This is a genomic window from Blastococcus sp. SYSU D00695, from assembly GCF_054050555.1.
Genome location: NZ_JBJGZP010000004.1, coordinates 191,680 through 206,751 on the forward strand (window position 1 = coordinate 191,680; position 15,072 = coordinate 206,751).

The 15,072-nt window shown below is 75.7% G+C and carries 13 protein-coding genes; 9 read left to right on the forward strand and 4 right to left on the reverse strand.

Going from position 1 to position 15,072, the window contains the following annotated elements; translation table 11 throughout:
- The first annotated feature begins 30 nt into the window (after positions 1-30).
- Positions 31-1,329, forward strand: coding sequence for an amidohydrolase family protein (locus tag ACI781_RS04655; protein WP_456564902.1), 1,299 nt, complete (start codon positions 31-33; stop codon positions 1,327-1,329).
- A gap of 216 nt (positions 1,330-1,545) precedes the next feature.
- On the opposite strand, the gene ACI781_RS04660 is transcribed toward ACI781_RS04655, so the two are convergent.
- On the reverse strand, positions 1,546-2,376 hold the full coding sequence (locus ACI781_RS04660) for an MBL fold metallo-hydrolase (RefSeq protein ID WP_456564903.1): 831 nt from the start codon (positions 2,374-2,376) through the stop codon (positions 1,546-1,548).
- Positions 2,377-2,563: 187 nt separating this feature from the next.
- On the opposite strand from ACI781_RS04660, the gene ACI781_RS04665 reads away from it, so the two are divergent.
- The 6 genes from ACI781_RS04665 (at position 2,564) to ACI781_RS04690 (ending at position 10,127) form a co-directional block, all read left to right on the forward strand.
- Positions 2,564-4,432 carry a cation:proton antiporter domain-containing protein gene (locus tag ACI781_RS04665; protein ID WP_456564904.1) on the forward strand — a complete coding sequence of 623 codons (1,869 nt, stop codon included), beginning with the start codon at positions 2,564-2,566 and terminating at the stop codon, positions 4,430-4,432.
- Positions 4,433-4,519: 87 nt separating this feature from the next.
- Positions 4,520-6,034, forward strand: coding sequence for a TldD/PmbA family protein (locus ACI781_RS04670; protein WP_456564905.1), 1,515 nt, complete (start codon positions 4,520-4,522; stop codon positions 6,032-6,034).
- A 34-nt stretch (positions 6,035-6,068) separates the two neighbouring features.
- Positions 6,069-7,457: a metallopeptidase TldD-related protein gene (locus ACI781_RS04675; RefSeq protein WP_456564906.1), complete on the forward strand. Its 1,389-nt coding sequence runs from the start codon at positions 6,069-6,071 to the stop codon at positions 7,455-7,457.
- A 163-nt stretch (positions 7,458-7,620) separates the two neighbouring features.
- On the forward strand, positions 7,621-7,923 hold the full coding sequence (locus ACI781_RS04680) for a hypothetical protein (protein ID WP_456564907.1): 303 nt from the start codon (positions 7,621-7,623) through the stop codon (positions 7,921-7,923).
- Between the two features lie 457 nt (positions 7,924-8,380).
- On the forward strand, positions 8,381-9,397 hold the full coding sequence (locus ACI781_RS04685; RefSeq protein WP_456564908.1) for a C40 family peptidase: 1,017 nt from the start codon (positions 8,381-8,383) through the stop codon (positions 9,395-9,397).
- Between the two features lie 250 nt (positions 9,398-9,647).
- The gene (locus ACI781_RS04690) at positions 9,648-10,127 is read left to right on the forward strand and encodes a hypothetical protein (protein ID WP_456564909.1); all 480 of its coding nucleotides are present in this window, start codon (positions 9,648-9,650) and stop codon (positions 10,125-10,127) included.
- Here the strand turns inward: ACI781_RS04690 and ACI781_RS04695 are convergent.
- Together ACI781_RS04695 and ACI781_RS04700 are read right to left on the reverse strand one after the other, a co-directional pair.
- Positions 10,112-10,693, reverse strand: a complete 582-nt coding sequence (locus ACI781_RS04695) for a YdeI/OmpD-associated family protein (protein ID WP_456564910.1) — start codon at positions 10,691-10,693, stop codon at positions 10,112-10,114. The two genes, ACI781_RS04690 and ACI781_RS04695, sit on opposite strands and share 16 nt — an antisense overlap.
- Complete coding sequence (locus ACI781_RS04700) at positions 10,690-11,715, reverse strand: 5-methyltetrahydropteroyltriglutamate--homocysteine methyltransferase (RefSeq protein ID WP_456564911.1); 1,026 nt, start codon at positions 11,713-11,715, stop codon at positions 10,690-10,692. The genes ACI781_RS04695 and ACI781_RS04700 overlap by 4 nt, the downstream gene beginning before the upstream one ends.
- A gap of 82 nt (positions 11,716-11,797) precedes the next feature.
- Between ACI781_RS04700 and ACI781_RS04705 the strand changes: the two genes are divergently transcribed.
- Positions 11,798-12,376: a gamma carbonic anhydrase family protein gene (locus tag ACI781_RS04705; RefSeq protein ID WP_456564912.1), complete on the forward strand. Its 579-nt coding sequence runs from the start codon at positions 11,798-11,800 to the stop codon at positions 12,374-12,376.
- Between the two features lie 64 nt (positions 12,377-12,440).
- On the opposite strand, the gene ACI781_RS04710 is transcribed toward ACI781_RS04705, so the two are convergent.
- On the reverse strand, positions 12,441-13,505 hold the full coding sequence (locus tag ACI781_RS04710) for a threonine aldolase family protein (protein WP_456564913.1): 1,065 nt from the start codon (positions 13,503-13,505) through the stop codon (positions 12,441-12,443).
- A gap of 101 nt (positions 13,506-13,606) precedes the next feature.
- Between ACI781_RS04710 and gdhA the strand changes: the two genes are divergently transcribed.
- Entirely contained in the window at positions 13,607-14,956 is a 1,350-nt protein-coding gene (gene gdhA / locus ACI781_RS04715; protein WP_456564914.1) for an NADP-specific glutamate dehydrogenase, read from the forward strand.
- Positions 14,957-15,072: the final 116 nt, after the last annotated feature.

Sequence of the window (15,072 nt, forward strand, 5' to 3'; positions counted from 1 at the left end):
GCCGGGGCCGGTGGGGCTAGCGTGCCGCGCATGCGCCAGCGTTTCACCGCCCGGGCCGTCGTCGTGGGGGACCGGTCCGGGACGGTCCTGCCCGACGCCGCCGTGGACGTCGCCGACGGCGTCGTCACCTGGGTCGGCCCGGCCGCGGACGCGCCGCCACGGGGGGACGCCGAGCTGGTCGCCGTCCCCGGGGTGCTGGTGCCGGGCATGGTGAACGCCCACTCGCACGCGCCGATGGTGCTCTTCCGCGGGCAGGGCGAGGGCCTGCCGCTGGACCGCTGGCTGGGCGAGGTGATGTGGCCGCGGGAGGCGCGGCTGACCCCCGACGACGTCGAGGTCGCGATGACCGCCGCATCGGCGGAGATGCTGCGCGCCGGCGTCACGACGAGCGTGGAGATGTACTTCGAGGCCGAGCGGATCGCGGCCGCCGTCGGCCGGACCGGCGCGCGGGCGGTGATCGCCGCGCCCATGGTGCCGCTGCCCGGCATGCCGCCCCTGGAGGCGCAGCTGGCCGCCGCCGTGGAGCTGGCGGCGTCGGCCCCCGACGACGGCACGGTGGAGTACGGGCTGGGGCCGCACGCGGCCTACACCGTCCCACTGCCCCTGCTGCGGCAGGCCGCCGAGGCCGCGCGCGAGCACGGACTGCTGCTGCACCTGCACGTGGCCGAGACCGCCACCGAGGGTGCGGACCTGCTGGCCGCCCACGGCCTGTCGGTGCCGGCGCTGCTGGCCGCCCACGACGTGCTCGGCGGGCGCGTGCTGGGCGCGCACTGCGTGCACATGGACGACGCCGACCTGGAGCTGTGGCGGGAGTACGACGCCGCGGTCAGCCACTGCCCGGCCAGCAACGCGAAGCTGGCCAGCGGCGTGGCGCGGCTGCGGGACATGCTCGACCGCGGCATCCGGGTGGGGCTGGGCACCGACGGGCCGGCGTCCAACGACGGGCTGGACCTGCTCGCCGACGCCCGGCTGGCCGCGCAACTGGCGCGGCTGCGCGAGTCGTCGGCGACGGCCCTCACCGCCGCGGAGGCGCTGTGGCTGGCGACCGGGGCCTCCGCGGAGGCCATCGGCCGTCCCGACCTCGGCCAGGTCGCCGTCGGGCGGCGGGCGGACCTGGTGCACGTCGACACCCGCGACCTGGGCTTCGAGCCGGTGGGCGACGCCACCGACCTCGTCACCCACCTGGTGTGGTCGGGCGCGTCCCGGCTGGTGCGGGACGTGTGGGTGGGCGGTCGGCAGGTCGTCGCCGGCGGCGTGGTCACGACCGTGGACACCGAGGAGCTGCGGGCCGACGTCGCCGAGCGCGCCGCTCGACTCGCCGGCGTCTGACCCGCCCGCGCCGCCCGGCCGCCCGCCTGACCCGCCCGCGCCGCCCGCCCGCGCCGCCGTCCCCCCGCGCCGCCGTCCCCCCGCGCCGCCGTCCCCAGCCGCACTCCGGCACTGCCGCGATGTGGGGGCGACCGCCGCGCTGTGGGGCGGCACCGGGACCCGGGACGCGGCACTGCCGCGGTGTCGAGCGGGCGCGGCGGGGGAGAGGGGCGGCGGCTACGGGGCGGCCTGGGGGCGGAGGCTGATCGTCTCGCCGCGGGTCACCGGCCGCAGCTCGCCGGGCAGCCGCCGCTGGGCGACCTCGCGCACGAAGTCGCCGAGCGGGGAGGCGAACCGCGAGTAGTCGTCGTAGTGCACCGGCACGGTGACCGGCGGCCGCAGCAGCTCCACGAGGTCGGCGCCCTGGCGGCCGTCCATCGTCACGGTGACGCCCAGCGCCCGCGTGCCGCCCAGGTGTGGGATGAGGACGTCGAGCGGGCCGCACCGCTGCAGCACCTCGGCCAGGTAGGGGCGGTAGAGGGTGTCGCCGCTGATGTAGCCGCGCCAGCCGACCTCGCCGCCGCGCACGAGCTCCAGCACGCTGCCCATGACCGGCGGCAGCAGCCGCGCGAGGACCCCGGGGCCGTGCTCACCGGGGACGGAGGTGATCCGCAGCGTCTCGTCACCGCGGGTGATCTCGTGCCGCTGCCAGGGGGTGAGGTCCAGGGTCTGCCGGAAGCCCCGCCGGTCCAGGGCCTGCGCCGCCTGGGGCGTGGTCACCACGGGCGTGCCCTTGTCCAGGGTGCGCGTGGCGATGCGGTCCCAGTGGTCGGCGTGCAGGTGCGACAGCAGGACCGCGTCCAGCGCCGGCAGCTGCGTGGGCTCCAGCGCCGGCTCGGTGAGCCGCGTGGTCCACAGCCCCTTGCCGAGGTAGGCGCGTTGCCCCCGGCGCAGGAAGTTCGGGTCGGTGAGCAGCGTGAACCCGCCGATCCGCAGCAGCATCGTGGCGTTGCCGCCGAAGGTGAGGGTGACGTCGCCGGCGGGAGCGGCGGGCGGGACGGCGGTCATGGCCCGGCCGGTACCCGCGGACCGCCCCCACGTGCACATGGCCGCGAACGACCGGCCGGGGAATGCCCCGCCGCCGCCCCGGCTTGGCGCAGGCGCGGGACCCGGCCGCGACCTCGGGGGGGCCGCTGGGCAGGCTGGGCGCCGGGCGGCTCGGGCGCGACCGCGACGGGCGCAGGATGGAGGGGTCGTGGAGCTGACCGCCGTGCTGGTCGGCCTGGTGATCGCCGTCGGGCTGATCGCCGGCCTGTGCGACCGCTGGGGGTGGCCGACCCCGCTGGTGCTCGTCGTCGTCGGTGCCGCGGCGTCCTTCCTGCCCGGGGTGCCCGACGTGCGGCTGGAGGCCGACGTCGTCCTGTTCGGCGTGCTGCCGCCGCTGCTGTACGCGACCACCGCCCGCACGTCGCTGTTCGACTTCAAGCACAACAAGCTCAGCATCGTCCTGATGTCGGTGGTGCTCGTCGTCGTCACCACCGCGGTGGTCGGCGCGGTGACCTGGCTGCTCCTGCCGGGCGTGGCCCTGGCCGCCGCCGTGGCCCTCGGCGCCGTCGTCGCGCCCCCCGACGCGGTGGCGGCCGCGGCGGTCGGCCGGCGGCTGGGCCTGCCGCGGCGGGTGGCGACGCTGCTGGAGCACGAGAGCCTGGTGAACGACGCGGCGGCGCTGATCGCCCTGACCGTCGCGGTGTCGGCGCTGTCCTCGGCGCCCTCCCCGCCGCAGGTGGCCGCCGAGTTCGTGTGGGCGGTCGTCGGCGCGGTGCTCATCGGCGGGGCGGTCGCCGCCCTGCTCGCCGTCCTGCGTGCCCGGCTGCGCGACCCCGTGCTCGACACCCTGGTCTCCTTCGTCGCCCCCTACCTCGCCTTCCTCCCGGCCGAGGAGGTGCACGCCTCCGGCGTGCTGGCCACCGTCGTGACCGGGCTGACCCTGGCGCAGCTGTCGCCCCGGGTGCAGACGGCGTCCGCGCGGGTCACCGAGGCGATCACCTGGCGCACGGTCGCCTTCGTGCTGGAGAACGCGGTGTTCCTGGTGATCGGCATGCAGCTGCCCGCCCTGCTGCGGGCGCTGCAGGACGGCGGCCCCAGCGGCTGGCGCGTCGCCCTGGTGTGCGCAGGCGCCCTCGTCGCCACCATCGTGGCCCGCTTCGCCTTCGTCTTCGGGACGGCGGCGCTGCTGCGGGCCGGCACGCCCGGGATGCGCCGCCAGGCGTGGAGCAGGCCGGTGGCCGGGCTGGTCTCCTGGGCGGGGATGCGCGGCGTGGTCACCCTGGCCGCGGCCCAGCTGATCCCGGAGGACCTCCCCGAGCGCGACGTGCTGCTGCTCGCGGCCTTCACCGTCGTCGTCGGCACCCTGCTCGTGCAGGGGTCCACGCTGCCGTGGCTGGTCCGCCGGGTCGGCCTGCCGCCGCCCGACCCCGCCGAGGACGCCCTGCAGGCGGCCGAGATCGGCGACGCCGCCAGCGCCGCCGGGCTGCGCCGGCTCGACGAGCTGGTCACCGGGGACGAGCCGGCGGGCGTGGTGGAGCGGCTGCGCGACCGCTCCGAGGCCCGCTCGCACGCCGCGTGGGAGCGGCTGGGCCGGCCGCTGGCCGACCAGGACACCCCCTCGGCCACGTACTGCCGGCTGCGCACCGAGATGCTCGCCGCCGAGCGGGCCGTGATCGTGCAGGCGCGCGACGAGGGCCGGGCGGCCGGCGAGGTGCTGGCCGCGGCGCTGGCGCAGATCGACCTCGAGGAGTCGCTGCTGGACCGCAACGAGGAGCTGGAGGCGCTGGAGCGCGACCGGGCGCTGGCCCCGCGGCCCGACCGCACCTCCTGCGACCACCTGGACGCCGCGCCGCCGGGCGAGTCGCACCCGGCCGCCGCCTGCCAGGACTGCCTGGTGGAGGGCACCACCTGGGTGCACCTGCGCACCTGCATGACCTGCGGGCACGTGGGCTGCTGCGACTCCTCGCCGCGCCGGCACTCGCGGGCGCACTTCGGCGCGGAGGGCCACCCGGTCGTGGTGAGCGCGGAGCCGGGCGAGGCGTGGCGGTGGTGCTGGGTCGACGAGCAGCTGGGCTAGGGAGCCCGACCGGGGACGCCGGTCGTGGGCGGGGAACGACACGATCTTGTCCGGGGAGGAGGGGCCCTCTCCTGGTAGACAGGGGCCGTGGCCGGACCCCGCGACGTCGATGCGTCCTTCCTCGCCCTCCCGCTCTCCGCGCTCACCGAGGCGGCGCTGACCCGCGCGGTCGACCTCGGCTGCGAGCACGCCGACATCCGGGTGGAGCGGATCCGCACCCAGTCGATCAACCTGCGCGACGCCCGGCTGGAGAGCCTGGCCGACGGCGAGGACCTGGGGCTGGCCGTCCGGGTGGTGCACGAGGGCACCTGGGGGTTCGCCGCGGGCGTCGTCCTCACCGCGGCCGAGGCGGTCCGGCTGGCCGAGGAGGCCGTCGCCGTCGCGCGGGTCTCCGCGGCGCTGAGCACCGACCGCGTCGAGCTCGCGCCCGAGCCGGTGTACCCCGACGCCGTGTGGGTGTCCGAGTACGAGACCGACCCGTTCGAGGTGCCGGACACGGAGAAGACGGCGCTGCTCGTCGAGCTGTCGGAGCGGCTGCTGGCCGCCGACGGCGTCGAGCACGTGACCTCGGGCTGCACCGCGGTCAAGGAGCAGAAGTACTACGCCGACACCGCCGGCACCCGCAGCCGCCAGCAGCGGGTGCGCATCCACCCCGCCTTCACCGCGCTGACCGTCGACCGGTCCACGGGCGCGTTCGAGAGCATGCGCACCCTCGCGCCGCCGGTCGGCCGCGGCTGGGAGTACCTCACCGGCAACGGCTGGGACTGGGCCGGCGAGCTCACCGAGATCCCGGAGCTGCTGCGCGAGAAGACCAAGGCGCCCAGCGTCGAGGCCGGCCGGTACGACCTCGTGGTCGACCCCTCGAACCTGTGGCTGACCATCCACGAGTCGGTCGGCCACGCCACCGAGCTCGACCGCGCGCTGGGATACGAGGCCGCCTACGCCGGCACGTCGTTCGCGACCGTCGACCAGCTCGGCACCCTGCGGTACGGGTCGGAGCTCATGCACGTCACCGGTGACCGCACCGCCGTCCACGGGCTGGCGTCGGTCGGCTGGGACGACGAGGGCGTGCAGGCCCAGCAGTGGGACATCGTCCGCGACGGCGTCCTCGTCGGGTACCAGGTCGACCGCAACATGGCCCGGCTGCGGGGCATGGAGCGCTCCAACGGGTGCGCGTTCGCCGACTCCCCGCGGCACGTGCCGGTGCAGCGGATGGCCAACGTGTCGCTGCAGCCGGTCGCCGGCGGCCCCTCCACCGAGGAGCTGATCGCCGGCGTCGACCGCGGCATCTACGTCGTCGGCGACAAGAGCTGGTCGATCGACATGCAGCGCTACAACTTCCAGTTCACCGGCCAGCGGTTCTACCGGATCGAGGGCGGCGAGCTGGCCGGCCAGCTGCGCGACGTGGCCTACCAGGCGACGACGACGGACTTCTGGGGCTCGATGCGCGCGGTCGGCGGCGAGCAGACCTACGTCCTCGGCGGCGCGCTGAACTGCGGCAAGGCCCAGCCGGGGCAGGTGGCGCCGGTGTCGCACGGGTGCCCCTCGGCCCTGTTCGAGGGCGTCAACATCCTCAACACGGTGCAGGAGGGCGGGAGATGACCGGGGCGAGCACCGGCGAGCGAGGAGCGGATCAGTGACCCAGCACCGCGCGCAGGACCTGGTCGAGCAGGCGCTGGCGGCCTCCACGGTCGACGGGCAGGTCACCTACGTGGTCGACAGCTCCGAGGCCAACCTCCGCTGGGCGTCCAACAGCCTGACCACCAACGGCGCGATGCGCTCCCGCCAGGTCGTGGTCGTGTCGTTCGTCGACGGCGGGGCGGGCATGGCCGCGGGCACCGTCGCCCGCTCGGGCACCCCCGACGTCGCCGCGCTGGTCGCCGCCAGCGAGCAGGCCGCGCGCGACGCCGGGCCGGCCGAGGACGCCATGCCCCTGGTCTCCGACGTCCCGCCGGGGGCCGGGGACTGGGACGCCGACCCCGCCGAGACCTCGATCGGCGTGTTCGAGGAGTTCGCCCCGGCGCTGGGGGCCACGTTCGGCGCCGCCCGCGACCGCGGCGACCTGCTGTTCGGCTACGCCGAGCACGCCATGGCGACCACCTACCTGGGCACCTCCACCGGGCTGCGGCTGCGCCACGACCAGCCCACGGGCCGGGTCGAGCTCAACGGCAAGAGCAGCGACATGAGCCGCTCGGTGTGGGCGGGCACGAGCACCCGCGACTTCCTCGACGTCTCCGTCGCGGGGCTGGCCGCCGAGGTCGAGCGCAAGCTCGCGTGGTCGCGGCGCCGGCTCGACCTGCCCGCGGGGCGCTACGAGACGCTGCTGCCGCCGTCCGCCGTCAGCGACCTGATGATCTTCGCGTACTGGCAGATGGAGGCCCGGGACGCCGACGAGGGGCGCAACGTCTTCGCCAGGCCGGGCGGGGGCAACCGCATCGGCGAGCGGCTGGCCGCGCTGCCGCTGACGCTGCGCAGCGACCCGAACGCGCCGGGGCTGGAGACGGCGTCCTTCCAGGTCGTGGGCGGCTCGTCGGCGGCCGCGTCGGTGTTCGACAACGGCATGGCGGTCCCGGCGGTGAACTGGATCGAGGACGGCGTGCTGACCAACCTCGTCCGCCCGCGTGCCTGGGCGCTGCGGACGACGGCCCCGGCGACCGCCGCCGTCGACAACCTGGTCCTCGAGGACCCCAACGGCACCGCGAGCCTGGAGGAGATGGTCGAGTCCACCGAGCGCGGGCTGCTGCTGACCACGCTCTGGTACATCCGCGAGGTCGACCCGCAGACCATGCTGCTGACCGGGCTCACCCGCGACGGCGTCTTCCTCGTCGAGGGCGGCGAGGTGACCGGGGCGGTGAACAACTTCCGGTTCAACGAGTCCCCGATCGACCTGCTCGGCCGCATCACCCAGGCCGGCCGCACCGAGCGCACGCTGCCCCGGGAGTGGAACGACTGGTTCACCCGCGCCGCGATGCCGGCCGTCCGGGTGCCGGACTTCCACATGAGCTCGGTGTCGCCGGCCAGCTGACGGGGCCGCTGGCGCCGGTGTGACCGGTGGTGCCGGTGCGGCGTCCCGACAGTGAAAAGGGCTTCAGTTACCGCGTGCAGCTGCCGTCTAAACACGGCACGGGGATATTTTTCTCCGGCACAGCACGCGGGCCCCGGCGGGGCCGTCGAGGGGAGCCTTCCCGATGAGCAGGACGCAGAAGCCGTCGGTCTTCCAGGTCGGTCAGGTGTGGGACGACGGCCGCACCGTCGTCGTCTCCGGCTGGGGTCTGGGGCTGTGCGCCTCGGCGTGCACGTGCCACCGGCACCCCAACGCGGGGCACCTCGCCATCGACGAGGACCAGGCGGCCGGCCGGCTCGGGCTGGTCAGCTACCGCGAGGGCGGCTGTGACTGCTGCGAGGCGTGGTCGGCCGACGAGCTGGCCGCGGTGATCCGGGACTTCGAGATCGTCTCCGCCCTGGACGCGCAGGAGCCCCTCGCCGGCTGAGGCCACCCCTCACCCACTCCACACCGCCCCGGGCTCCCGGGTGCGGGACCGCGCTCCTGCCCGGGGTCGGGCCGCGCTGGCGGTGGCGCGCAGGACCGCGCTCCTGCCCGGGGTCGGGCCGCGCTGTCGGTCCCGTGCGGAACCGCGCTACTGCCCGCGGTGTGGACGGCGACCACCTCGTGCACCGGGACGCCGACGCGGGGCGCGGTGCCCTGCGTGGTGCCCTGCGCGGTGCCCGCCCGGCCCTGTGACGGCCGGGGCCGGTGGGTCTCGCCGCCGGAGGCCGCTGCGACTCGCGGGCCCTGCCGGGGCGGGTGTGACGGACGGGGTGCGGCGCCGCGAGCTCCCTCCGCGCGCCCCCGTCACTTGTCGACACGTCGTCCTTACGTTGCGTGCTGACGCGCGACGTACCGCCCCTTCCCCGGGTGGGGCGCGGAGCACCTGAGGAGCAGCCACGATGCAGCGCAACCGGACGACGAGCCGCCGCTGGGCCGGTGCCGTCCTCGCGGCCGCCGCAGCCGTCGCCGTGGTGCTGGGGCCGACGCCGGCCTCCGCCACGCCGACCACGGCCGACGAGGCCGCGGACCTGGTCGCGCAGGCCGGCCAGCAGCTCACCCAGCTCGACGAGCAGGTCCACCAGGCGGAGCTGACGGTGGCGGAGCTGCAGCAGGCCGCCGCCGACGCCCGCGCCGCCAGCGACGCCGCCTACACCGAGGTCGCGCGCTACGAGCCGCAGCTGGTCGCGATCGCGCAGACCGGCTACACCGGGCGCAGCACCTCCAGCGTCGCCGCGTTCCTGACCAGCGAGTCCGCCGAGGACTTCGTGCAGCAGATGACGACGCTGGACATGATCGCCGCGCACACCGACACCGTCATCGGCGCGGTCTCCGCCGCCCGGGAGCAGGCCCTGGCCGCGCAGACCCAGGCCGAGGCCGCCGCCGCCGAGGCCGAGGCCGCGCTGGCGACCCTCGAGCAGCAGCAGGCGGACGTGCAGGCCCGCGTCGACGAGTACGAGGCCGACTTCGCGCGCCTGTCGGCCGAGGAGCAGGCCACGGTCACCACCACCCTGGGCGGCCCGGTGCTCGAGCCGCCGCCGGTCGCGCAGGTCGTCGCTCGCGCGCCCTCCGAGGCCGCCGGCGCCGTCGTCGAGGCCGCCCTCTCCCAGCTGGGCGACCCCTACGTGTGGGGCGCCTCGGGCCCGAACGGCTACGACTGCTCGGGGCTCACCCAGTTCGCCTACGCCACCGTCGGCATCTCGCTGCCGCACTCCAGCCGCGCCCAGGCCGGCATGGGCGTCGCGGTGTCGCGCGCCGAGCTGCAGCCCGGCGACATCGTGTACTTCTACTCGCCGGTCAGCCACGTGGGCATCTACATCGGCAACGGCCAGATGGTGCACGCCCGGACCTTCGGTCAGCCGGTCGCCGTCACCACGGTCGACATGAACGGCTACGCCGGGGCGCGCCGCATCCTCTGATCGCCCGGACGGCGGATGTGGACGTCCGCCGACCGGCTTCACCCCTCCGCCCGTCCGGGTGACGGTCGGCCCGCAGCCGTGACGCGTTGCCACGGACCTCCGTAGCCTCGCGCCGTTCGCTGCGCGGCAACAGGGGGACCAGGTGCGACGTCGTCCGTTGGCATGTGTCGCGCTCGCGGCGGGGGTGCTCGCTTCCGCCTGCACGACCCAGCTGACGGGCAGCGCCTCGCCCTCGGCGCTCCCGGGCCCCGTGACTTCGCCGGGAGCCGCGACCTCCTTCCCCGGCGGGGCAGAGCGGTCCTGCGTCACCTGGTGCGAGGACGACGAACCGGCCGGCCGGCCGGTGCCGGACGGCGACGGGGGCCTGGCCTCTCTCCCGCCGGGCCTGCTCTGTCAGGACCTGGCGGCGCTGGGCCTCGGTCCGGCTGACGCGGCGGCCTACTGGTTCTACTGGGCGCAGCCGGACCGGATGGACGCCGACCTCGACGGCGTCCCCTGCGAGACGGTGTGGCCGGAGATGGACCGGTACGTGGGTGTCGGTGACGGCGACTGGCTGGCCTCTCTGCCGCCGGGCCTGCTCTGTCAGGACCTGGCGGCGCTGGGCCTCGGTCCGGCCGACGCGGCGGCCTACTGGTTCTACTGGGCGCAGCCGGACCGGATGGACGCCGACCTCGACGGCGTCCCCTGCGAGACGGTGTGGCCGGACATGGAGCGCTACGTCCTCGGCTGATCGGATCGCGACACCGCCGCCACGGCAGCGGTGACGCGGCGCTCCCGGGTCCGCGCCGTCGCCGCGGTGTAGACCGGCCACAGCAGCGAGAACCGCTCCTGCGCGGGCAGCGCGTCGAACGTCGCCCGCGCACCGGGGACGGCGTCCAGCGCGGCCGCGAGGTCGTCGGGCACCTCCGCCTCGGCGCTGCCGGGGTAGGCGCGGTCCCACCGGCCGTCGGCCTGCGCGGCCTCGACCGCGGCCAGCCCGGCCGGGCGCATCCGGCCCGCCTCGACGAGCCGGGCGACCGCGGCGACGTTCTTCTGCGACCACACGCTGCGCGCGCGGCGCGGGGTGATCCGCTGCAGGTAGGTCGCCTCGTCCAGCCGGTTGGACCGCCCGTCGATCCAGCCGAAGCACAGGCAGCTCTCCACCAGCTCGGCGTAGGTCACCGACGCGATCCCCGAGCCCTTCTTCGCCAGCCGCACGTAGAGCCCGGGCGCGCTGTCGCCCTCGGCCTCCAGCCAGGCCTCCAGCGCGGCCTGGTCGGGGAAGGCCAGCACCGGCAGGTCGGTCGGGAGCGTCACGCCAGCTCCGCCCGCAGGACCGCTGCGGCCTCGGCGAGGGAGCGCATCTTCCCGGCGGCCGCCTCCCGCGACAGGTACTTGAGTCCGCAGTCGCTGGTCAGCACCAGCCGGTCGACGTCCACCTCGCCCAGCGCGCGGCGCACCCGGTCGGCGACCACCTGCGGGGTCTCCACCTCCTCGGTGGAGAGGTCGAGGACGCCGAGTGCGACGCCCTTGCCCCGCAGCGGTCGCAGCTGCGCCGGGTCCAGGTGCGACTGGGCCGTCTCCACCGCCACGGTGTCGACCGGTGTGTCGGCGAGCTCGGGCAGGAACGAGTAGCCCTCGGGCCGCTCGGACACCATCGCCGCGTAGCCGAAGCACAGGTGCAGGTGGACCGGTCCCGGCGCGCCCTCGACGGCGCGGGTGACGGCCTCGGCCCCGTACCGGCGGGCCACCTCGGGGCGCGCCTGCAGCCACGGCTCGTCGATCTGGACGACGTCGGCGCCGGCGGCGAACAGGTCGGCGATCTCGGCGCGGACGACGTCGGCGTAGGCCAGCGCGAGCAGCCGGTCGTCGCCGTAGTGCCGGTCGTCGGACTGCTGGGCCATCGTGAACGGCCCCGGCACGGTGATCTTCACGGTGCGGTCGGTGTGCGCGCGGAGGAACCGGACGTCGTCGGCCTGCACCGGCCCCGGCCGGGCGACCGGGCCGACCACCCGCGGCACCGGGATCGGCTTCCCGGAGCGGTTGAGCACCGTGCCCGGGTGGTCGACGTCCACGCCGTCGAGCGCGGTCGCGAAGTGGTTGGAGTAGGACTCCCGCCGGATCTCGCCGTCGGTGACGACGTCCAGGCCCGCCTCCTCCTGCGCCCGGATGGCCAGCAGGGTGGCGTCGTCCTGGGCCTCGGCCAGCAGCTCCGGGGCGACCCGCCAGATCTCGCGCGCCCGCACGCGCGGCGGGAACTGCCCGGCCAGCTTGGCGTGGTCCACCAGCCACCCGGGCTGCGGGAGGCTGCCGACGATCGAGGTGGGCAGGGCGGGCATGTGACCTCCCGGGGACGGCGGCGTCGGTGCGCGAGTCTGCCCGACGGGTGCGACAGCGGCACCGCTGTGCTGGGGTGGGCCCGTGGCGGAGAACTACATCGGCGAGCTCGACTTCGGCGCACCGCGGATCGACCCGGAGGCGTTCGTGGCGCCGACCGCGGTCGTGGTGGGCGCGGTGACGCTCGGACCGCGGTCCAGCGTCTGGTACGGCGCGGTCCTGCGGGCCGACGCCGAGGTCATCGAGATCGGCGCCGGGTCCAACGTGCAGGACGGCTGCACCCTCCACTCCGACCCCGGTTTCCCGCTGGTGGTGGGCGCGGGCGTCACCGTGGGCCACCGGGTGGTGCTGCACGGCGCGCGCGTCGACGACGACGTGCTGGTGGGCATGGGCAGCATCGTGATGAACGGGGCGCACATCGGCTCCGGCTCGATCGTGGCCGCGGGCGCCGTCGTCACGCAGGGCAAGCAGTTCCCGCCGGGTTCGGTCATCGCCGGCGTCCCGGCGAAGGTGGTCCGGCAGGCGACGGACGACGACCTGCTGCACATCCGCGGCAACGCGCTCTCCTACAGCGAGCGGCTGCCCTCGGCCCGGCGGGTGCGCCCCGTCGTCCGCGGCGCGCTGCCCGCCGCCGGCCACACCCCCGGCGACGCGGCCGACTGACGGGCGCCCCCGCTGCCCCCCACCGCTCGCGAGCCCGCGGCGGGCCCCTGCAGCGGGGCCGGGTTCAGGCGCCGGCGAGGGCGGCGACCGCCGCGCGGATCTCGTCGACCGACAGCGCCATCGTGGCGTCGCCGACCGACAGCTCGACCCGCTGGACGCCGGGGTCCCCGGTGGTCTGCGCCTGCTGCCAGGTCCACAGCCCGCCCTCGGCCAGCCGCACGACGGCCGCGGTGAACGCCTCGGGCGTCGTCGTCAGCAGCAGGTGCAGCATCGACGTCCGCGGCGGGTCGGGGACGACGCGCACGCCGGGCAGGTCCCGCACCGCCGCCGCGACCTCGCGCGCCCGCTCCAGGTAGGCCGGCATCAGCGGCAGCCGCCGGCGCAGGCAGGTCAGCGCCGACGCGGCGCCCGGCCAGAGGCCGAACAGCGTGCCGCCCAGGCGGTGCCGCCACTCGCGGACCTCGGCGACGACGTCCTCCGGCCCGGCCAGGCAGCAGCCGGGCAGCGCCCCGATGCCCTTGTAGAAGCTGACGTACACGGTGTCGAACAGCGCCGCGACCTCCGCCGGCGGGCGGCCGTACCCGGCGGCGGCCTCCCACAGCCGGGCGCCGTCCAGGTGGGCGGCCGCGCCCCGCTCCCGCGCCCACGCCACCTGCGCGACGAGGTCGTCCCAGTCCGGCAGCGGGCCGCCGATCTCCCGCTGCGGGAGCTCGACGACCAGCGCGGCCGGCGCCTCGGCGACGCCGTCGAGGGCCGCCCGGGTGAGCAGCCGCTCAGGGTCGCCGGCGGGCCGGCCCGTCAGCCCCTGCACCCGCTCCAGCGCGCCGTCCTCGTGCAGGAACAGGTGGCACCGGGGATGGGCGACGACGGTCCGCCGTCCCCGCCGGCCCGCGTGCACCCGCAGCGCGGCCTGCTGGGCCATCGTGCCGCTGGGCAGGTACACGGCCGACGCCGTCCCCAGCAGGCGGGCGGTCTCGGCCTCCAGTTCGGCGACGACCCCGCCCTCGCCGTAGCGGTCGACCGCCGTCCCCGGCGGGATCGTGGCGAGCAGGTCGGCCGCCCGCACCGGTCCGTGGCTGACCAGCGCGCGGTCGCAGGCGGCTCGCAGCGCCTCGAGGTCGGGGTCCACCGGCCCAGTCTGACCACGGTGGGGCCCCGGCGTCGTCCCGCGGCGGGGCGCCGCCGTAGCGTCGACGGCGGACCAGCGGCCGGCGAACCGAGGAGCACGCAGTGGTCGACGAGGTACCCGCGTCGGTGCAGGGCATCTACGAGGAGGTCCTCCGGCGCAACCGGGGGGAGACGGAGTTCCTGCAGGCGGTCCGCGAGGTGCTGGAGTCCCTCGCCGTCGTCCTGGACCGGCACCGCGAGTACAGCGAGATGAAGACCGTCCAGCGCATCTGCGAGCCCGAGCGGCAGATCATCTTCCGCGTGCCGTGGCAGGACGACAGCGGCGAGGTGCACGTCAACCGCGGCTTCCGGGTCGAGTTCAACTCGGCGCTGGGCCCCTACAAGGGCGGCCTGCGCTTCCACCCCTCGGTCAACCTGGGCATCGTCAAGTTCCTGGGCTTCGAGCAGATCTTCAAGAACGCGCTGACCGGCATGCCGATCGGCGGCGGCAAGGGCGGCTCCGACTTCGACCCCAAGGGCCGATCCGACGCGGAGGTCATGCGGTTCTGCCAGTCGTTCATGACCGAGCTCTACCGGCACCTGGGCGAGTACACCGACGTCCCGGCCGGTGACATCGGCGTCGGCGCCCGCGAGATCGGCTACCTGTTCGGCCAGTACAAGCGGATCACCAACCGGTACGAGTCCGGCGTCCTCACCGGCAAGGGCCTCGGCTGGGGCGGGGCGCTGGTGCGCACCGAGGCCACCGGCTACGGCGCGGCCTTCTTCGCCGACGCGATGATGCGCGCCCGCGGGGAGTCCTTCGACGGCCGCCGCGTCGTCGTCAGCGGCTCGGGCAACGTCGCCGTCTACGGCATCGAGAAGGTGCACCAGCTCGGCGGCACCGTCGTCGCCTGCTCGGACTCCGGCGGCTACGTCGTCGACGAGCAGGGCATCGACCTGGACCTGCTCAAGCAGGTCAAGGAGGTCGAGCGGGCCCGGGTCGACGTCTACGCGCAGCGGCGTCCCTCGGCCACCTTCGTGGCCGGCGGCGACGTCTGGGACGTGCCGTGCGACGTCGCGATGCCCAGCGCCACGCAGAACGAGCTGGACGGCGACGCGGCCACCACCCTGGTCCGCAACGGCTGCCGCTACGTGGTGGAGGGCGCCAACATGCCGACCACGCCCGAGGGTGTGCGGGTGTTCCGCGAGGCCGGGGTCGGCTTCGCCCCGGGCAAGGCGGCCAACGCCGGGGGCGTGGCGACGTCGGCGCTGGAGATGCAGCAGAACGCCTCCCGCGACCGCTGGACCTTCGAGCACACCGAGGCGCGGCTGGAGGAGATCATGCGGTCCATCCACGCGCGCTGCCACGCCACCGCGGAGGAGTACGGCTCGCCCGGGGACCTCGTGCTCGGCGCGAACGTGTCCGGCTTCCTGGAGGTCGCCGAGGCGGTGCACGCGCACGGCCTGGTCTAGCCGCCGGGCCCTACGCCGGGCCCCCTCGCGTCCAGTCCCCCCGCGTCCAGTCCCCGCGCCGAGATCGGCGATCTCGGCACCATCGGGCGCTGATGCCGCCGAGATCGCCGATCTCG